The sequence below is a fragment of the Metabacillus rhizosphaerae genome, from assembly GCF_037201795.1.
Classification (GTDB): domain Bacteria; phylum Bacillota; class Bacilli; order Bacillales; family Bacillaceae; genus Metabacillus; species Metabacillus rhizosphaerae.
The window spans coordinates 2,730,213-2,750,591 of the sequence record NZ_CP147403.1 but is presented as its reverse complement, the minus strand read 5'-3'; the positions used below and the strand labels follow the sequence as shown (position 1 = coordinate 2,750,591).

The 20,379-nt window shown below is 35.0% G+C and carries 21 protein-coding genes; all 21 read right to left on the bottom strand.

Annotated elements, in window-relative coordinates; translation table 11 throughout:
• Nucleotides 1-268 precede the first annotated feature (268 nt).
• On the bottom strand, nucleotides 269-1,027 hold the full coding sequence (locus tag WCV66_RS13455; protein WP_338789320.1) for a hypothetical protein: 759 nt from the start codon (nucleotides 1,025-1,027) through the stop codon (nucleotides 269-271).
• Between the two features lie 213 nt (nucleotides 1,028-1,240).
• A complete protein-coding gene (gene aroA, locus WCV66_RS13450) occupies nucleotides 1,241-2,536 on the bottom strand; it encodes a 3-phosphoshikimate 1-carboxyvinyltransferase (protein ID WP_338789319.1) in 1,296 nt (431 codons plus the stop codon).
• Between the two features lie 53 nt (nucleotides 2,537-2,589).
• Nucleotides 2,590-3,693 carry a prephenate dehydrogenase gene (locus tag WCV66_RS13445; RefSeq protein WP_338789318.1) on the bottom strand — a complete coding sequence of 368 codons (1,104 nt, stop codon included), beginning with the start codon at nucleotides 3,691-3,693 and terminating at the stop codon, nucleotides 2,590-2,592.
• 190 nt (nucleotides 3,694-3,883) lie between these two features.
• Nucleotides 3,884-4,969, bottom strand: coding sequence for a histidinol-phosphate transaminase (gene hisC / locus WCV66_RS13440; protein ID WP_185653520.1), 1,086 nt, complete (start codon nucleotides 4,967-4,969; stop codon nucleotides 3,884-3,886).
• 121 nt (nucleotides 4,970-5,090) lie between these two features.
• On the bottom strand, nucleotides 5,091-5,906 hold the full coding sequence (gene trpA / locus WCV66_RS13435; RefSeq protein ID WP_338789316.1) for a tryptophan synthase subunit alpha: 816 nt from the start codon (nucleotides 5,904-5,906) through the stop codon (nucleotides 5,091-5,093).
• Complete coding sequence (gene trpB / locus WCV66_RS13430; RefSeq protein ID WP_338789315.1) at nucleotides 5,872-7,098, bottom strand: tryptophan synthase subunit beta; 1,227 nt, start codon at nucleotides 7,096-7,098, stop codon at nucleotides 5,872-5,874. Before trpB ends, trpA begins: the two co-directional genes overlap by 35 nt.
• The gene (locus WCV66_RS13425; protein ID WP_338789314.1) at nucleotides 7,079-7,735 is read right to left on the bottom strand and encodes a phosphoribosylanthranilate isomerase; all 657 of its coding nucleotides are present in this window, start codon (nucleotides 7,733-7,735) and stop codon (nucleotides 7,079-7,081) included. Before WCV66_RS13425 ends, trpB begins: the two co-directional genes overlap by 20 nt.
• Nucleotides 7,728-8,492 carry an indole-3-glycerol phosphate synthase TrpC gene (gene trpC / locus WCV66_RS13420; RefSeq protein WP_066331940.1) on the bottom strand — a complete coding sequence of 255 codons (765 nt, stop codon included), beginning with the start codon at nucleotides 8,490-8,492 and terminating at the stop codon, nucleotides 7,728-7,730. Before trpC ends, WCV66_RS13425 begins: the two co-directional genes overlap by 8 nt.
• Nucleotides 8,485-9,504, bottom strand: a complete 1,020-nt coding sequence (trpD, locus tag WCV66_RS13415; protein ID WP_066331942.1) for an anthranilate phosphoribosyltransferase — start codon at nucleotides 9,502-9,504, stop codon at nucleotides 8,485-8,487. Before trpD ends, trpC begins: the two co-directional genes overlap by 8 nt.
• Nucleotides 9,473-11,020, bottom strand: a complete 1,548-nt coding sequence (gene trpE, locus WCV66_RS13410) for an anthranilate synthase component I (RefSeq protein WP_338789313.1) — start codon at nucleotides 11,018-11,020, stop codon at nucleotides 9,473-9,475. The genes trpD and trpE overlap by 32 nt, the downstream gene beginning before the upstream one ends.
• Nucleotides 11,021-11,429: 409 nt before the next feature.
• Complete coding sequence (gene aroH / locus WCV66_RS13405) at nucleotides 11,430-11,795, bottom strand: chorismate mutase (RefSeq protein ID WP_066331954.1); 366 nt, start codon at nucleotides 11,793-11,795, stop codon at nucleotides 11,430-11,432.
• Complete coding sequence (gene aroB / locus WCV66_RS13400; protein WP_338789312.1) at nucleotides 11,788-12,885, bottom strand: 3-dehydroquinate synthase; 1,098 nt, start codon at nucleotides 12,883-12,885, stop codon at nucleotides 11,788-11,790. Before aroB ends, aroH begins: the two co-directional genes overlap by 8 nt.
• Nucleotides 12,885-14,057: a chorismate synthase gene (gene aroC, locus WCV66_RS13395; protein WP_066331960.1), complete on the bottom strand. Its 1,173-nt coding sequence runs from the start codon at nucleotides 14,055-14,057 to the stop codon at nucleotides 12,885-12,887. Before aroC ends, aroB begins: the two co-directional genes overlap by 1 nt.
• A gap of 76 nt (nucleotides 14,058-14,133) precedes the next feature.
• Nucleotides 14,134-14,910 (bottom strand): protein-glutamate O-methyltransferase CheR, encoded by a 777-nt coding sequence (locus tag WCV66_RS13390; RefSeq protein WP_338789311.1) that lies wholly within the window; start codon nucleotides 14,908-14,910, stop codon nucleotides 14,134-14,136.
• Nucleotides 14,911-15,160: 250 nt separating this feature from the next.
• On the bottom strand, nucleotides 15,161-15,607 hold the full coding sequence (gene ndk, locus WCV66_RS13385) for a nucleoside-diphosphate kinase (RefSeq protein WP_338789310.1): 447 nt from the start codon (nucleotides 15,605-15,607) through the stop codon (nucleotides 15,161-15,163).
• A gap of 112 nt (nucleotides 15,608-15,719) precedes the next feature.
• Nucleotides 15,720-16,682 (bottom strand): heptaprenyl diphosphate synthase component II, encoded by a 963-nt coding sequence (hepT, locus tag WCV66_RS13380; protein ID WP_338789309.1) that lies wholly within the window; start codon nucleotides 16,680-16,682, stop codon nucleotides 15,720-15,722.
• A 165-nt stretch (nucleotides 16,683-16,847) separates the two neighbouring features.
• Entirely contained in the window at nucleotides 16,848-17,561 is a 714-nt protein-coding gene (locus WCV66_RS13375) for a demethylmenaquinone methyltransferase (RefSeq protein WP_066331976.1), read from the bottom strand.
• 2 nt (nucleotides 17,562-17,563) lie between these two features.
• Complete coding sequence (locus WCV66_RS13370; RefSeq protein ID WP_338789308.1) at nucleotides 17,564-18,349, bottom strand: heptaprenyl diphosphate synthase component 1; 786 nt, start codon at nucleotides 18,347-18,349, stop codon at nucleotides 17,564-17,566.
• 353 nt (nucleotides 18,350-18,702) lie between these two features.
• Nucleotides 18,703-18,927 carry a trp RNA-binding attenuation protein MtrB gene (gene mtrB, locus WCV66_RS13365; RefSeq protein ID WP_066331986.1) on the bottom strand — a complete coding sequence of 75 codons (225 nt, stop codon included), beginning with the start codon at nucleotides 18,925-18,927 and terminating at the stop codon, nucleotides 18,703-18,705.
• A gap of 191 nt (nucleotides 18,928-19,118) precedes the next feature.
• Nucleotides 19,119-19,685: a GTP cyclohydrolase I FolE gene (folE, locus tag WCV66_RS13360; RefSeq protein WP_066331987.1), complete on the bottom strand. Its 567-nt coding sequence runs from the start codon at nucleotides 19,683-19,685 to the stop codon at nucleotides 19,119-19,121.
• Between the two features lie 274 nt (nucleotides 19,686-19,959).
• Nucleotides 19,960-20,238, bottom strand: a complete 279-nt coding sequence (hbs, locus tag WCV66_RS13355) for a non-specific DNA-binding protein Hbs (RefSeq protein ID WP_034332307.1) — start codon at nucleotides 20,236-20,238, stop codon at nucleotides 19,960-19,962.
• Nucleotides 20,239-20,379 lie beyond the last annotated feature (141 nt).

Here is a 20,379-nt window from a genome sequence, read left to right as displayed (position 1 = left end):
TTTGAATTATTAAAACGACATATCAAATGTTTATTTAAAACTTGATGTTTGATGACTTTGAGGTTTGCCCTATTTCGTTTTGTTATTTACATATCTTTATCATACATTAAAATGATGCTGATTGTGGTATGAAACGACTTGAAATTGTGATAAAACATTCTTCGCCAATTCCTGGATAAAATGAGACTTCTCCGTTTACATTAATTAATCTTCCTTGGTGTGCTGTAATGTTCGGGAAGTGTTCATCATAATTGATAATAGGCTTTTTTTAGTATGTATACCTTATTTCGTTTAGTTTGTACAAATTATAATTTACTTGTCCACCAACTCGAATATCTCCTTTTTCAGGATAAATACCTAATCTCATTAATACTTCTTTTGTTAATGGTACTCCTTCTTTTAATGGAGTTGGAATGGAAGATAATCGATGTTCTTTCATGATTTTCTCCCATACTTGAAGGAGCTTTTGCTTTTTACTAATAACAGTGCTTTCATCTCGTGAAAATGGAATAAGAGTGATTGGATTTGAAAACATTGCGTCCCTTATCCATCCCCAAGATTTTGAGGTGAGTTTATCAGTGTTATCAATTTCCACAAAAACCACAGATATATTTTCTTGTTTACATCTTCTTAAAATTGATGGGCTCAAAGCTTTAAATGGAATCTTAACACTAATATAATAATCAATCGGAGAATTTATCATTAAGTGTCTTTTTTGTTTTACTTTTGCACTTAGTTGTTGTTCATAATCTATATTTACAACCGTAAGAAGTGATGTACATCCTTTTTTTAGATACTTTTCAATGATAGATTGTTTGAATTCTTGGAAATGAAGTGACGTATGTAGAGAAAAATCCAGCATGACATATCCTGGGGTTAATAAATACGAGCTCATATCCATTTTCATAAAACGAATATTTTCCATAGTATGACGCATAAATTCAATTTTATTTTTAACAATTAATAATGATGTTTTCTCTAGACCATCAGACTTTAATAGATTTACTCTGTCAATGATATAACTCATGATACACTCCCCACCTTTCATCCTCTATAAGACAAGCTATGTGGGGATCTGAAAAATTATGCTTATTGTTTTCACACCACAGTACAGGATATTAAAAGTTTCTAGACGACAAAAAAGAGACAGCTTTTATCATTAATTGAATCAAAACCAAGCTTGGTTTTGATTGACTAATCAATAATAGATAGCTAATCTCAATAGTTTTTAAGTAAAATATTATTTTGATAATACTGATAAATGATCAAAAAAGTTTGGATAGGAAACATCAATTGCTGTAGCATCTTGTAAGTTGATTGGCTGTTCGGTAATACATGAAGCTATAGCAAGCATCATCCCAATTCGATGATCTCCATGACTAGATACAGTTGCATTTCCTAGCAAGTTCGATTTACCTGTAATAACCATGCCATCATCAGTCGCCTTAATGTTAGCTCCAATTTTTGTTAGTTCACCGACTACCGTATCGATTCGATTTGTTTCCTTCACTTTAAGCTCACTTGCATCTTTAATGATTGTGTCACCTTCAGCTTGAGTTGCCAATAACGCTATAACTGGAATTTCATCTATTAGTTTAGGAATTAAGTCACCACTAATGGTTGTTCCTTTTAAAGATGACGTTTTAATTAAAATATCAGCAATTGGTTCAAAAGTCTGGTTTTCTTGCGGGATTATTTCAATTGAGGCACCCATCATTTTTAACACATCGAGAATTCCTGTTCTTGTTGGGTTAATTCCGACATTTCTTAAGAGTATTTCACTATTAGGGACAATAGCTCCTGCAACAAGGAAAAAGGCTGCAGATGAGATGTCACCTGGTACAAAGATATTTGTTGCTTTAAGGCTTTGGCCACCTATAACTGAAGCTGACCTCTCATCCTCTTTAACTTTAACACCAAACGCTCTTAACATACGTTCAGTATGATCTCGCGATTTATGTGGTTCAGTTACGATTGTTTCTTCTTGATTCGTCCGTAACCCCGCTAAAAGTATTGCTGATTTAACCTGTGCACTAGCAACTGGTGATTCGTAGTTTATCCCGTTTAGGTTGTTACCACGAATTGCTAAAGGAGTATATTGTCCGTTTTCTCGTCCATCAATTGTTGCACCCATCAGCTTTAATGGATTAGTTACACGAGACATAGGCCTTTTTGCAATTGACTCATCACCAATGATACAAGAGTGGAAATCGGTACCAGCTAATATTCCCATCATTAATCTGGTTGTGGTACCTGAATTACCTACATCTAGGATCTCTGAAGGCTCTTCTAAACCATCTAAGCCCTTTCCTTCAACAGTAACAAGACCTTCCTGAATATCGATTGCTACACCCATTTTTCGAAAACAGGAAACCGTACTTAAGCAATCAGCACCCATTAAAAAATTTGAAATTTCTGTTTTACCATCTGCTATAGCCCCAAACATAACAGCTCGATGTGAGATTGATTTATCACCTGGTACTTCAACAGAACCGGCTAAACTGCTTACCTTTGATAACTTTTTTAAATCTGCCATTAAATCCACCTCTATTAAATACATAAGAATTCTTTTTTGTTGTTGTTCACTTGTTATATGATAAATGTATCATAATTTGAATATTTGCCAATACAATCTATTGCTAATTCACGATCACGTTCAGTTTGGAAGCTTAATCTTAATACCCCATAAATCTCTTCTCGCGTTTCAATAATCCGTATATTAGTTAAACTTATTTCTTCTTTCGCTAAATAACCAGTTATCTCAGAGATTATACCTGGGTAATCAGGAACATCCACAAATAAGTCATAGAATGATGGGATTGCCCCTTTTTGTTTTTCAGGCAAACCATCTCGATATTGTTTCGCATGCTCAAAATACGTATATAATTGATCAGCTTGTTCATTTTCTACAAAGCTTTTTACTCGTTCCATCTCAGAAATCCATTCTTCAAACAGATTTAACAATGGACCTTTGTTGTGTAGTAAAATATCTCTCCACATTGCAGGGTTGCTAGAGGCAATTCGCGTTATATCTCGAAAGCCGCCAGCTGCGAGTCTTTTAACAAGAGGAAATTGTTCTTCATAGCTTTCTGCTTGATACACTAGGCTTGCAGCAACTATATGAGGAAAATGACTTATTACCCCTGTCACCTTATCATGCTCTTCGGGAGACATCTCTATGAAATTAGCTTTCGTTCCATCCAAGACCTCTGTTAGAACAGAAAGATCATGAGGGGTTACATATTCTGAAGGGGTTAATATGTAAAAAGCATTCTCAAATAAATGAGGCTTTGCGGCTAAAATTCCCGACTTATGTGAGCCAGCCATCGGATGACCTCCGATGAATTTAATTCTACCATTTAGATATTTTGTTGCACATTCTACTATTTTCACTTTTGTGCTGCCAACGTCTGTAATAATTACACCCTGTTTCAACTCCACAGCTTGAAGCTGTTCGATAATGTTTATTGTTTGCTGAACAGGTGTAGAAATAAAAATAATATCAACAAAGGCTAGATTCGGAAAAAGAGTTGGAGAGATTTCATCTATAGCACCGATCTTTTTTGCTAGCATCACTTGATCTTCATTAATATCAAACCCAATGATATGTATTGAAGGATCTTTTTGTTTAATTGATAAAGCAATAGAGCCCCCTATTAAGCCGAGTCCTATTAAATAAATGTTTTTCACCATCAAAATCACCTTTTTTGCCTATCATTCTAAAGAGGCTATTCATAGATAAAGTAAGGGTTATACTATAAGAGAAACTATAAAAAAAGAACATTATTTAATTATATATATCAATAAGTTTAATAGTTGTTGCATTAAAGAATAGCTTTCTAAAACTTAGTCCTCTCTTCTATTTGAAAAGAGGACTAAAACTTTATTCAAGAACAAATTCTTTTAATATCTCAATAATTTCTGCATTTTGTTCTTCCGTCCCAACAGTAATACGCAAATGAGTTGGAAAACCTAATGCATTTCCGGAACGAACGATATACCCTTTTTTTAGTAAAGCATTAAAAACTTCATCTGAATCTCGCTTAAAATCGATTAAGATAAAATTTCCTTCTGATGGGTAAAATTCTAATTTTAGATCTTCACAGAATTGGTAAAATTGTTGCAAACCTTGTTTATTTTTATCACTGCATTCAGAAACAAATGCTGGGTCCTCTAAGGCAGCAATTGCCGCAGCCTGTGCAACACGACTCGTATTGAATGGTTCCCTTGCTGGCTCGATTTTTCGGATTAAGTCAGCATTTGCAATCCCATAGCCAACACGCAACGCTGCAAGTCCGTATGCTTTTGAAAAAGTTCGAAGGATCATTAAATTCGGATAATCTTTTAAAAGTGGGACAGTTTGAGGATAATCCTCTGCCACAACATATTCATAATAGGCTTCATCAACTACAACAAGAACATGTTTAGGTACTTTACTTAAGAAATCTAATAATTCTTGTTTTTTTACATATGTACCAGTAGGATTATTTGGTGTACAAACCCATAGCACTGTAGTGTTTTCATCAATCTTAGTGAGCATTTCATCAAGGTTATGGTCTCCATCAACAAGCGGAACTTCCCGAATTTCTGCTCCTTCAATCACAGCATTATGTTTGTATTGAGGAAATGTTGGAGTAGCCATCACCGTATTTTTTTGTGGGCTTAAAAGTGCACGGCAAATAATTTGCACGACTTCGTCAGACCCATTTCCGAACAATAATTCATCTTCATTTACACCTACATGCTTAGCTACTTGTGTACGAAGAAGAGCACTATAGCCGTCCGGATAAATAGCTAGCTGATCAAGTTCATCTAGTATCGCTTGTTTTGCTTTTTTTGAGCAACCATATGGGTTTTCATTTGATGCAAGTTTGACTACTTTTGTTAAGTTAAACTCTTTTTTTACTTCTTCAATTGGTTTTCCTGGTTGATATGGTTTTAAACTTAGTAACTGCTCTTTAATTTGCAAAGCATAACACCTCTCCTACTATAAGTGAAACTTAATCAGAGGGAACTTCCCTCTGATAATGTTGTATACTATCTTAATGTGTTCATTAAAATTAAGCAATTAAATAATGAATTGCATGTGCTTATACATACTCTTTACTTTCATTTTCAGAGCCAAAGGTTTTAGCGAATTCTCTGAATTCGTCAATTGCCTTGTTGCGAGTTGTTTTGTTTAATAAAGATGTTTGTAGTCGTTCAATTTCTCGAACTAATGCACTACCTACTACAACACCATCGCAAATGCTTGATAACTCTTCTACCTGCTCCTTAGAAGATACGCCAAAACCAACGACGACAGGTACATTACTATATTGTTTTACTTCATCTAGGAAAGAGGTTATTGAGTTGTCAAAATTCTTTCTGACACCAGTTACTCCTAAGGAAGAAACACAATATACAAATCCTTCTGCATTTTCCGCAATCATTTTAATTCGACTTGATGATGTTGGTGCAACAAGAGATATAAATGAGATTGAATGCTCCTGACATTTTTGACGAAGTTCCGCGCTTTCTTCAAAAGGGATATCAGGAATAAGCAAACCATCAATCGTATTTTCTCGCAGTAAAGCGAAAAAGGATTCCTGTTCTAATTGTAACACAGGATTATAATACGTGAATAGAATAATCGGAATATTTACTCCTTTTTTCCTCATTTCAGGAACTAGCTTCATTGCTTTTACTATATTCATACCGTTCTTTAATGCTCGGCTGGATGCTTTCTGAATAACGGGTCCATCCGCTACTGGATCAGAATACGGTATCCCTAGTTCGATTGCTGACGCACCAGCCTCTTGCAATGCAACTGCTAAATCTATTGTTGCTTTACCATCTGGATCACCCGCAGTAATAAATGGTATAAAAAGTTTATTTTGTAGTGGCTGCTTGAATAGTGTCTTCATGTTTTGCTTCCTCCTTGAAATGAGACATTAAGGTGTGTACATCCTTATCTCCTCTACCTGATAAGCAAATAAGAATACTTTCATGACTAGCCATTTGTTTTGCATGTTCAAAAGCAGAAGAAAGTGCGTGTGCAGATTCAATTGCTGCTAAGATTCCTTCTTCCTTTGCCAATAATTCTAGCGCATCTAAAGCTTCTTGGTCTGTTACACTTTCATACTTCACTCGTCCTGTGCTTGCTAAATGGGCATGTTCAGGTCCTATACCAGGGTAATCAAGCCCCGCAGAAATTGAATATGGTTCAGTAATTTGACCAAATTCATCCTGTAATAAATAGGTTAATGATCCATGAAGAACACCTTTTGTTCCTTTTGTAATTGTAGCCGCATGCATGTCTGTATCAACACCCATTCCAGCTGCTTCTACTGCAACTAGATCAACTTTTTCTTTTAAAAATGCAGCAAACATACCAATGGCATTACTTCCACCACCAACACAAGCCATTACTTTAGTAGGCAGAGTGCCCTCAATTTTTTGAAACTGCTCTTTAGCTTCGTCACCAATAACACGTTGAAACTCTCTAACGATATAAGGGTATGGATGTGGACCAACAACCGACCCAATTATATAAAAATGATCCTCACAATGCTGAACCCAATAACGCATTGCCTCATTTGTTGCATCTTTCAATGTTTTATTTCCACTTGTTACAGGAATAACCTCTGCACCAAGTAACTGCATACGAAACACATTTAACTGTTGACGTCTTACATCCTCTTCACCCATGAACACTTTGCATTCCATACCAAACTTTGCAGCGACAGTCGCTGTTGCAACACCATGCTGCCCTGCACCCGTTTCAGCAATAATCTTTGTTTTACCCATTCTTTTAGCAAGTAAAGCTTGTCCGATGGCGTTATTAATTTTATGAGCACCTGTATGGTTTAAATCTTCTCTTTTTAGGTAGATTTTAGCACCGCCAAGTTTTTCTGTTACATTTCCTGCAAGCGTAACAGTAGTCGGTCTGCCAGAGTATTCATTCAATAAATGATGATATTCTTCTAAAAATGCTGGGTCTTGCATTGCTTCTTTGTGTGCTTGTTCTATTTCTGCTAATGGACTCATTAATGTTTCAGGTACGAAGCGACCACCAAACTCTCCATATCTGCCATTCTTATCTGGATATATTGACATTCTGTAACACCCTTTCTTCTATTCGTTCGATCTTATCCTTACTTTTCTTGTTATCTACTTCTATACCACTAGATAAATCGATTCCTTGAGGGTGATATGTTAATAATTTTCCAATATTGCTTTCATTAACACCACCAGCAATAAAACATAGCTTGCTTGTATCGCGAGAGAACTTTATATAATGAGGGACTGCAGACCAATCAAAGCTAACACCTGTCCCACCCCATTGACCTTTCATCCTTGAATCGATAACAAATCCATCTACAATATTTTTAAAAGAATGCATCTCTTCAATAGTTTTAGAATGATGATGAAGGGCTTTCCACACAGTGCCCACAAAAGTCTCTTTTACTTTTTTTATATCCTCATAGGATTCATTTCCATGAAATTGTATAACATCGATAGGAAGATTTGTTAAAACATCAGCGAGTTCATTTGCGGTAGGATTAACAAAAACTGCAACAAGTTTTTTTGCAGTAATATCTACTTCTTTTAGCCATGTTTTTACGATTTTTGGATCTACTCTCCGTTTACTTTCTGCGAAAATAAGACCGATGTATTCAGCTTGAGAGCTAGAAACAATTTTCAAATCATCAAGAGAACGAATTCCACAAAATTTCAATAACGGTTTAGGCATTGATACTTTCTCCAAACAGTTCTTTAATTGCCACTGCTTGATCGTCTTTTCTCATAAGCGATTCTCCTACTAATACAGCCTTAGCTCCATATTGCTGAACAAGATTTAAATCATCTCTTGTATATAGGCCACTTTCGCTAACGAGTAACGTATCCCTTGGGATAGAAGATGCCATTTCTTCTAGCTGTCCAATATTTGTTTCAAAGGTTTTTAAGTTTCGATTATTAACCCCTAGAATTTTTGGTGTTATAACCTTTAATACCTTTTCTAGTGTATCTTGATCATGTACCTCTACTAGTATATCTAAATTTAACTGTAACGCATATTGATAAAGTTCCTTTAATAGCGAAGACTCAAGTGCTTCTCCAATTAATAAAATGGCATCTGCACCAATACGATTTGCCTCATCAATCTGAATGTGGTCGATAATGAAATCCTTTCTTAATATTGGAAGGTTTACAGCCTTCTTTACATCAGTTAAATACTCTCGTTTCCCTTGAAAGTATGGTGTATCTGTTAGTACTGACAAACAATCTGCTCCACCCTTTTCATATGCTAGGGCAATTTCAACAGGGTGAAAATCCGCTTTTATTAATCCCTTAGATGGGGATGCCTTTTTGACTTCTGCAATAAGTCCTAGTTCACGATGTGGAGCTTTTAATGCATCATAGAAGGAGAGACGTGGTAGCCTCTCATCATCAGGTAAGATTAGTTTTTTTATTTCTTCTTTCTTTGTTTCTATTATTTTATCAAGCATAGTTTTCCTCCCGCTGATGACGTAACACCGTTAATTGCTGTAAAGCTAAACCGTTCCTAATCGCTTCTTTAGCAAACATAACACCGTCTGCAAATGTTTGGACATAGTTTGCTACATATAGTGCAGCTGCAGCATTAATTGCCACAATGTCCTCAGCACTTTTTGGTGCTCTTCCTCGAAAAATACTTTCGATTAGTTCCGCACTTTCTTGCGCATTTGATACTTTTATATCTTCAATATCACCTTCTAATAGCCCAAAGTCATTTGGATGGAGAACATATCTAGTGATCACACCGTTTTTAAGCTCAACGACATCTGTCTCAGCTGAAATAGAGATTTCGTCCAACCCATCACGTCCTGTAACAAGCAATACATGCTCTGCACCTAAACGATTTAACGCTTTTGCCATTTTTTCAGCATATTCAGTTGAAAATACACCAATTACTTGCCTTTTGGCATTAGCCGGATTTGATAATGGTCCTAGTAGATTAAAAACAGTTCGAAAGCCGATTTCTTTTCGAGGATTAACAGCATGCTTCATTGATGAATGGAACATCGGCGCAAATAAAAAGCTCATGTTTTTGTCATCAAGGCTTTTCACAGCTTCATCTTGTGTTGTTTGAATATTTATTCCTAGAGTTTCAAGGACATCTGCACTTCCACTTTTAGAGGAAAATGCACGGTTTCCATGTTTTGCAACTTTCACCTTTAATGATGAAACAACTATTGCAGCAGCTGTTGATATATTAAAGGTTGAGGCTCCATCACCACCAGTGCCACACGTATCGACAACATCGCTTTCATAGTGTATCGATGTCATATGATTCTTCATCGATTTTGTAAAACCAACGATTTCATCAACTGTTTCGCCTCTAAGTCGCATAATCGAAACAAGGCTAGCAATTTGACTTGGTGTTACCTCACCTTCCATAATCGAATCCATTACTTGTTCTGCCTGTTTCTCAGTTAATGTATTTCCTTCAATACATTGTGCTAGTAGCTCTTTCATCACCATTTACCTCCTCATTAAAAACCTTTTCTGCTAATTGGATTGCTTTTAACATGGCACTCGCTTTATTACACGTTTCCTTCCATTCAAGCTCAGGAACACTATCAACAACAATTCCAGCTCCAGCTTGCACATATGCAGTATTATTTTTAACAGTTATCGTTCGTATTGTTATACATGAATCAATATTTCCATCAAAGCCTACATATGCGACACAACCAGCATAGCTGCCTCTTGCTGTAGGTTCTAATTCTTGAATGATTTGCATTGCCCGAATTTTTGGAGCACCAGATACAGTTCCTGCTGGAAATGATGAAAGTAGTGCATCAATTGGATGAATATCACTTTTAATTCTTGCTGTAACCTTTGAGATTAGGTGCATAACATGTGAAAATCGCCCAACCTCCATTAACGTCGGTGTTGTTACTGAACCATATTCCGCTACTCGGCCGAGGTCATTACGCGCCAAATCTACTAACATATAATGTTCTGCTTTTTCTTTTTCATCATTTTTTAATTCTTCTTCAAAATAAAGATCTTCCTCAATTGTTTTACCACGTCTTCTTGTTCCAGCAATAGGATGAATTTCAAGATGTTTATTTTGAATATAAATTAATCTTTCAGGAGAGCTACCTACAAGCTCAGTATCATTAAAACGAATATAAAACAAATACGGGGATGGATTAACAATTCGTAAAATACGATATAATGAAAAACCATCAGTTGAGATCGGTATTTCAAATCTTTGTGACAAAACCCCTTGGAAGATATCTCCTGCACGAATGTATTCCTTTACTTTCTCAACATCCTCAAGAAACTTACTCTTTTCATAATTTGATTTTATTTCATCAAAATTAACGTCAAATTCAGCTGAAACTGGTAATGGTAAATGTTCTGGCTGTTCTTTTTGCTTCAGCTTACTTATATATTTGTTCATTTTTGCTTCAGCAAGCTGGTAAGTTGCTTTAAGGTGTACTTCATCTTCAACTTCTTCTCCGTTTACTCGTTCAAAATGAATAAAATAGAGTTGTTTCTCTTGATGATCAAAAGCAATAACTGTTTCACATACAAAAAACATACAATTTTGCTGCTTAAGATCGTCAGTTACATGTTTTTCTACCTTTTCTAAGATCGATACTGTGTCATAGCCAATATAACCTACCGCTCCTCCTACAAAAGGTATATCCAATTCAGGAAGTTTAATGGCCAAATGCTCTTGCAGATTCTCAAATATTTCCGTTAAAGAATGAGACTTAGAAAGTGTTTTTCTTTGTTCATTTAAGATCGAAAATTCTCCATGGTTTTCTTCTATAAATAAAAATGGATTTAGACCTATAAATGAGTAACGAGACCAACTAGATTCAGAATCCTTGCTCTCTAATAAGTAAACAGCTTCATCCTGAAAAAGCTGAAATAATTGAATGGGTGTAAATGTATCAACGATATATTTTTTAACAATGGGGATTGTTCGATAATGCTTACTATCTTCACAAAATGTAGTAAAAGAAGAAAAATTCAAATTGACTCACTCCTCCAATAAATTTGGAGAACGAGGATTTAGGAGGTTGTAACTATTTGAAGATTGTATAAGCACATTTTCTCTGTTACATACAAGGACAGGTCTTTTGAAAAAGTATGTCCTTTTAGTATGTTTAAAGTATACAAATACTTAAAAGAAAAAATAAAAACCCAAAAACACAGTGGTTTTTGGGTAGACTTGTGCCGTTAAAAATAAAACCTCAGCTAAACTAACTCATTCTCTGCTACCCTATACTATACTAATCTATTCTACTCAACTAATTAACTAATCAATCTTCTTCATCATGTTATTACATTACATCAATTATTGTCAAGGTTAATGTAAGATTGTTCTGAATTTTCACGCTGTAAAATTATTACTTCGATTAGCTTCTACTATTAACAAACGCTCAGATAATAGACAAATCTGGTCTTAGCTTAACTGCTTCTTCCAAATAAACATGATGGATATTTTCTTGCTTTTCATTTGTCTCTACAGTCATCATAATTCTTATACATTTCCCAAGACTGTTAGGTACTGGTATTTCCTTCATGCACATAACAGGAACATATGTCCAGCCTCTTAGTGTTCTTAAAGCTTTTGCAGGAAATGTTGCTGTTAGATCCTCTGTAACAGTCATAATCACTTGTGCAACATTTTCAGGTCGTATATCATTTTTACGAATCATTTCATGTATTAACTCTTCAGTAGCTTTTAAAATAACATCTTCTTTGTTTTCAATAACAGTTGTTGCTCCTCGAATTCCCCTAATCAACCTTTTCACCTCGTTCTTCAGCTCTCCACTCATCAAGTAAAGAATATAATTCATCTTCAGAAAAAAGCACTGATGTTGTAACACCGATTTCTTCTAATAAAATCATTGTCAATTGATTCGACTTAGTTTTTTTATCTTTTTTCATTTTATTAATCAATTGATCCGTTGTTTGTGAATAAGGCACCTCTGTTGGAAAACCAATCGCTTTAAACCATGATTTCAATTCGTAGTATGGAAGCGTAACATTAAGTGTTTTATTACTTAACCATGTAGCAAATAGCATACCAATCGCTATACTATCACCATGTGAAAGCTTTCCATAGCCTGCTTCTGCTTCTACTGCATGTCCAAGTGTATGTCCAAAGTTTAAGATTGCTCGAAGTCCTAATTCCTTTTCATCCTTTGATACAACATCTGCTTTTATTTGGATTCCTTCAAGAATCATGCGTTGTAATTTATCTGTTGTTATGTCTTCTAAATGGCGAATTTCTGAATATAAGAACTGATACAGACTTTCACTTCGAATAAGAGAATGCTTAATAACCTCTGCAAAACCTGATCTCAGTTCATTAGTTGGCAGGCTTTGTAAAAAGTTACTATCATAAACAACTACTTTTGGTTGATAAAAAGCACCGATCATATTTTTTCCTTCAGGATGGTTTATCGCTACTTTACCACCAACTGCACTATCATGTGCTAATAATGTTGTTGGCACTTGTATGAAAGGTACTCCTCTCATATATGTAGCGGCAACAAAACCCGTTAAATCACCAACTACTCCACCTCCGAAGGCGATGATAACTGATTTACGATCTAGTTCTTGTTTTAAGGCATAAGAGTGGAGTTCGTAAAACATATCAAATGATTTAGCTGCCTCACCACTTTTAATTACATACTTATAGGTCATCCATTCCTTGTCAACTTTATCGACCAACATATTACCATATAATTGGTCAACATTTGTGTCTGTTACAATAAGAACCTTTGATGGAGAAAGGCTTCTTAAAAGGGAAGGCAATTCATTTATCGCTTCATTACCAACAATTACCGGGTAGCTCTCCTCAGTCGTATTGATTAAAATCGACTTCATTAAAAATCCCTCGTATATTCGCGCATTTTCTTAATATTTTCTTTTATAAGATCCATACGATCAGCACCAAACTGCTCGACAATTGCATTTGCAATTTCCCATGCTACAACTGACTCTGCTACAACACTTGCTGCAGGGACTGCACAACTATCAGAACGTTCAATACTTGCAGTAAATGGTTCTTTTGTTTCAATATCCACACTTTTTAATGGTTTATACAGTGTTGGAATTGGTTTCATAACCCCTCTTACAACAATTGGCATACCTGTTGTCATGCCACCTTCGAATCCACCTAGACGATTTGTTTTACGAGTATATCCAGCTTCTTCAGTCCATTCAATCTCATCATGAACTTGACTACCAAATTTTCTAGCCGCTTCAAAGCCGATACCAAATTCCACACCTTTAAAGGCATTAATGCTGACAATAGCACCTGCAATCTTACTATCTAACTTGCGATCATAATGTACATAGCTGCCAATTCCCGCTGGTAGTCCTTCAACGACAACTTCAACAATTCCTCCGATTGAATCGCCATTTTCCTTCGCTTGATCAATTGCTTCCATCATTTTAGTTTCAGCCTGACGATCATAGCATCTTACTTGTGATTCTTCTGTTACTGCTAAAAGATCATCAATATCACGGTATTCAGTATTTTCAGCCCTTACACCGCCAATTTCTAAAACATGTCCAACAACTTTTATATCTAACTCTGCTAAAATTTGCTTTGCTAAAGCACCAACAGCTACACGAACTGTTGTCTCACGTGCTGAAGAACGTTCTAATACATTTCTCATATCTCGATGACCATACTTCATCGCACCAACTAAGTCAGCATGACCAGGACGTGGACGTGTAATTTGACGTTTTACTTCTTGTTCTTCCTCAGGAGTAATTGGCTCTGCACCCATTATTTTTGTCCAATGCTTCCAGTCTCTGTTTTCTACAACTAAAGAGATTGGAGACCCTAAGGCTTTACCATGTCTTACCCCACCCAATAATTGAACTTGATCCTTTTCAATTTGCATTCTACGGCCACGACCATAGCCCTTTTGTCTTCTAGCTAAATCTCTATTTATATCTTCTGCAGTTAAATTTAAACCGGACGGAACACCTTCAACAATTGCAGTTAATTGAGGTCCGTGAGATTCTCCAGCAGTTAAATATCTCATAATTCTCTCTCCCTTCAACGCACTAACGCTTTTAAGTACAAATATACCATAACTAGTATAAAAAAAATAGCTGATTTTAGCTCTTTTGATAAAAAAACGTATCAACAGAAGTGAGTTGATAACGCTCTGCATTAAAAATTTGTTCAGTACTTCCAACAAAGAATATCCCTTGTTTTTTTAATGCACCACTGAATTTTTTGTACAGAATCTCTTTCGCTTCTTCCGTAAAATAAATAAGGACATTTCGACACACTATTAAATCAAATTGAGATTCAAATGGATCTGCTAGCAAATTCTGTTTCTTGAATTGAACTGCATTAATAATTTGATCACTAACCTGATAATTCGTCCCCACTTGTTTAAAATATTTCTTTTTCATATCATTAGGAACTTCATTTAGTGACCGTTCAGGATAATTCCCTAGCTTGGCTCTAGCAATAACATTTTCATCGATATCTGTTGCAATAATTTTTACTTTTGAGAGATCTACAAGTTTCGAAAGGATCATGGCAATTGTATATGGCTCTTCACCTGTCGAACATGCAGCACTCCATATCTTTAACTGATTATTATTTTCTAGGAGGCTAGGAAGAATTTTTTCTTCTAGCACTTGCCATCTTTTATAATTACGGTAAAATTCAGAAACATTTATCGTAATCCGATCTAATAATTCATAATATAAGTCATTATCTTTACTAAGACCGTTGTAAAAATCACTAAAGCTAGAAAAGCCTCTCTTCTCATATAAAGATATTAACCTTCTCTTCATTTGAGCTTCTTTGTAAAGGGATAAATCAATACCAGTTTTGTGCTTTACTTTTGTGATAAATTGCTCATAATCCTTATCAACCATCATTTACTCTCCTAATACTTAACCAAAGCGATTAAAAAATTCTCTTCATCTTTTTATGAATAATTTATAGTATATCTTAAATTTGTGAGAATTTGCGCAATTTTTTTAAAAAACATGGCTTAACGCCCTACAATGGGGAAAATCTCAGTTATATTACCTTCTCTGAATATAAATTTTGATTGTATAAACAATAACTAAAGGTCTTATACAATTTTTATCTAAAAAACAAGAAGCTAGCAAATGCTAGCTCCTAGTAAATCCAACTATTAATTAATTTATCATATTCAACAAGCTCATTTTCGTTAAAAAACAGCGCAACTTCACGGTTTGCACTTTCAGGTGAATCTGATCCGTGAATAATATTTTTACTAACAAACATGCTGTAATCACCTCTGATTGTTCCTGGCTCAGCATCTTTTGGATTTGTTTTTCCCATCATCTTACGAGTGAGCTCAACTACATTTTCTCCTTGCCATACCATAGCAAATACTGGGCCTGATGTAATAAAGCTGACCAGATCATCATAAAAAGGTTTACCTTTATGCTCTCCATAATGTTGCTCAGCGAGAGAAACAGGAATCGTCATAAGTTTAGCTCCAATTAGTTGTAAGCCCTTTCTTTCGAATCTACCAACTATTTCCCCAATAAGCTGTCGTTGCACGCCATCAGGTTTTACCATTAAGAATGTTTTTTCCATATTATATTCTCCACCCCATTGAAGTTTATGTATAGGCTTTCATGACCCCAAGAAAATAATACCATGCATAAGGAGCAATATGCAATAATGGGATGGAGAAAAAGTCTAATAATTAAAATTTTCTTTTTCCAATATACTTTGCGATACTAATCAAGGAAGTTCTCGAGCGATTTTTTGGTAAAGTCTCTACTATTTCAAATGCTTTTTGAAGGTATTGATCACTTACTTTCGCAGATCTTTCGATTACATCAGATTCTAAAATCTTTTTTAATAGTGGTTGAATTTCATTTGGTGATGTTTCATTTGTTATTTTTTCTACTTCTGCTCTTATCATCGGATTTTCCAATGCAAACAAAACTGGGAGTGTTATATTCCCTTGCAGAAGATCACTTCCAACTGGCTTTCCGAGTTCTTCTTCAGTTGAAGTAAAATCGAGAATATCATCGGTAATTTGAAATGACATTCCAACATAATAACCAAACCAATAAAGCTTTTTATGTATTTCTTCTGAAGCCCCTGTTGAAATGGCTCCTAATTGACAACTTACAGCTATTAATAAAGCAGTCTTTCTTTTAATTCGCTTTAAATATGTACGAATAGATTGATCAAGACGATATTTGTCTTTAATTTGCTCAATTTCACCTAAGCAAACCTCTACAATCGTCTTGGATAAGATTTGATGTGCCAGAGAATCATCAATATTTGTCATGACCTCTAATGATCTTGCTAATAAATAGTCTCCCGTATACATTGCAATGCGATTATCCCACTTCGATTTCACTGTAGGTTTTCCTCTACGCAACTCAGCGTCATCAATAACATCATCATGAACTAGTGATGCCATATGAATGGTTTCAAGTGCAACTGCAACATATTTCACTCTATTTATATCATAGTTTCCAAACATGGCTGATAGTAAAACAAAAACAGGCCGAATTCGTTTGCCTCCTGCTTGCAAAAGCTCTAAGTTCGCTTCTCTTAACAAAGGGTGCTCTGAAATAGCTGTCTTTTCTAATTCTTGTTCAATTATTGAGAGGTCAGTATTCAAAAAGGAATACAATGCTTTAAATTTCATACTATTCACCTTAATACATCTTATTGTCGAACATATTATTACTATTTCTAACTTTGCGATCTGTATCTTAATTAACTTTATCGAGGAAGGAATAAACATTCAGAATTAATGGAGTTTGCTTTTATGTAAGCACTCAAACCATGCAGTGGTAATCTATATAATTGATTATTTCGTATTAGGTTTTATTCCTAAATGCATTGCTGCCACTCCACCAGTAAATGGTTTTACTTGAATTCTTTCAAACCCTGCCTCTTTAAACATATCAGCAAGTTCCTTCATTCCAGGAAAATCACGAGCCGATTCTTGTAACCATGAATATTCTTGATAACTTTTTGCAAACAACTTACCAAATAAAGGCATAATAAAGCGAAAATATAAATAATATCCTTGTTTAAATAGAGGTGCTGTTGGTTGTGAGGTTTCCAAACATACAGCCTTGCCGCCTGGTTTCAAAACTCGATTCATTTCTTTTAATACCTGCATGTAGTCTGGTACATTTCTTAATCCGAAACCAATTGTCACGAAGTCAAAGGATTGATCTTCAAAAGGTAGTTTCATTGCATTTCCATGAATAAGTTCTACATTTGATAAGCCAAGCTGCGTAACCTTTTGCTGTCCGATTTGAAGCATATTTTGACTGAAATCTAGCCCTATCACCTGTCCGTTAGGACCAACCTCATTTGCAAGTGCAATACTCCAATCAGCTGTACCACAACAAACATCTAATGCCTTTTGACCTGGTTTAACTTGCATTCGCTTCATGGTTTCTTTTCTCCATGCAATATGACGCTGAAAGCTTATAACTGAATTCATTTGATCATAGTTTTTGTATATTTTTTCAAATACTCCATGGACTCTTTCTTCTTTAGATTGATCCATTTTTACAAACCTTCTTCCACAGTCTTTTTATAATGTAATGTTTCATAGAAACGAATGGATTGCAATCGTTTATGCAGTAGATTTTTTATAGCAGGAGTCTTAAGAAAACCTGATTCTAAAAGAGAGGACGTCTCTTCAAAATACATATTACATACTCTCATTAAATAGTTACCTGAGAACATGCCTTCATATTTTTGATTTTCGGGAATATTTGATTCGTTCTCAATTTGAAATTTTTCATGAGATAGTCTTTTATAAATTAAAAACTTTGTAGATATCAATTTCCATCGATCGAGATTAAAATGCTCGGCTACACGTTGAAATAAAGCTGTTTCGACAATAAGTAAACTATCCATTATAGATTGAATATTGACTTCATCATCATGGTAGAGTCTAATTTTATGTTCATTAATTTGCTTAATCGCGACGGCCAATGTTCTTACCATTTTGAAATCCTTTACCTCTGAAAGCATAAAATAATATAATCCACTAAAGTAATCGCCAGCCAATACGGTTAATTGTCTTTGCACAAATTCAGTTGAATTAATATTATTATGAGTTGTTACATCGTCATGAGTATCAAGGGCAATTTGAACAAGCATAGCCGTCAAAATATAACTTTCTTTTAATTCCTCTGAAAGATCTATCTCATCAAAAATTGCACAAAAGAGCAATAGCTTATCCTCATCTATTTTTGGTAAAGGTAAATACTTTCCCAAAAATGGATGTGTGAGTTTCTCCTCTAACGCTATTTTCATTTTCGCTAACTTTACATAGATGTCCTGCAAATATATCACCCTTGTCCCCAATTTAACATTCTCTCTCTATTGAATGTTACAATAGCTATTCATGTAAAAATCTATACAGAATCCACTCAAGTGGAAGCTAAGCGGTTAACGTGGAAAAGGGGACGGTTATCCACTTTTAAGTGTTCGTCAATACCTATAATCCACATATTTTATGTAGTAAATCATGCAATATAAATTAGTATCATGGTTAATATTGTAACGTTAATTAATATTCTTCCATTCAAAAATTAAATTACAATCAATTATAACACAATGAATCATATTTGTTCTTTTTAATCTACTTTATGCAGTCTACACTGTTTTTAAACGCAAATAAAAGCAGGGAACCCTGCTTATTTTCGTGAATCACTTTCTAATTCTCCAATGCCTGTTTGAATATGCGCTTTACCTCTTATTTTAATTGCAGAAGTATGTTCTGTGAACTGAGCAATCATCACTTCACCTTTATCTAGCTTTTCAGAGTGATGAAATCGAGTATCTGAACCTCTAGTAAGTCCGATCACGTTCACGCCATCCTCAATGGCTTTTATCATAACGAAGTCATTTTTTTGATTCATTCCTACACCTGCCTATTTACAGATTGTCTTTTTAAACTATTAAGATTATTTTAATGATATATGCATTTCAGACTTGCCAATAAATCATGAAATCAACCATAACATATCTCTATCATACCACTTAATAAATGATGAAGACTATCTTTATGTTTTAAATTCATATGATTTTCCACCCAGGATAATGAAAAAGCTCATCCTTTAATTAATGATAATACTTCTGCTCTAGAAGCTTCATCTTTTCTAAATATCCCTCTTACAGCAGATGTAACTGTTTGCGAACCTGGCTTTTTAACACCTCTCATTGTCATACACATGTGTTCTGCCTCTACAACAACCATAACCCCATGAGGTTCAAGAGATCTATTTATACTATCTGCTATAGTAGATGTGATTCTCTCTTGTAATTGGGGTCTTTTAGCAACTGCCTCAACTGCACGTGCAAGCTTGCTAAGACCTGTCACCTTGCCACCTTTAGGAATATAAGCTACATGTGCTTTACCATAAAAAGGAACTAAATGATGCTCACACATTGAATAAAAAGGAATATCTTTAACTAATACTAGTTCTTCATGATCCTCACCGAAAATTGTTTTAAAATGTTCTGATGGGTCTTCATCTAACCCGCTGAAAACTTCACCATACATTTTAGCAACACGTTTGGGGGTATCTAGTAAGCCCTCTCGCGTTGGGTCTTCACCGATCGCTTCAAGTATTAACTTTACCGCTTGTTCGATTTTCCCAAAATCCACTTGTCCCATTTCTGTCCTCCTATTCGATTACATTTGATTTTAGATTCTAGCATAAATAATAAGATAAAAGCAAAATTAAAAGTGTAAAGAGGTATACTGCAGGCTATCATTAAAGGGCAAAGTAGAAGGTGTTTTTTCTCTTCAAGTATGGATTTCCCACTGCCGATTGACACACTTGAAGTGGATAATGAAACCATTCCGACAGACAAATGAAAAGCCCCTTAGAAAGGGGCTTCTGTGAAGAATGGCTGTATGTAATAGATATTACATGACAAACTATAACTTATTTTCCTGCTACAGCGTCTTTAAGTGCTTTACCTGGTTTGAAAGCAGGCACCTTGCTAGCAGCAATTTCAATTTCCTCACCAGTTTGTGGGTTACGACCTTTACGAGCCGCACGCTCACGAACTTCGAAGTTACCAAAACCGATAAGTTGTACTTTATCACCATCTTTTAGTGCATCTAAAATTGTATCGAAAACAGCATCTACTGCTTTAGTTGCGTCTTTTTTAGATAATTCACTAGCTTCTGCTACCGCATTGATTAGTTCAGTTTTATTCATGCCTTTCACCTCCTCCCAAAGGGATGGAATTACTATTAGTCTTCATTTCTTCACAGATTCGATAAATTCTATACATGATAGAACGTGAAAATACTATCAACACGCTTATCTTATATGATTTTTCTACATAATTCAATGATT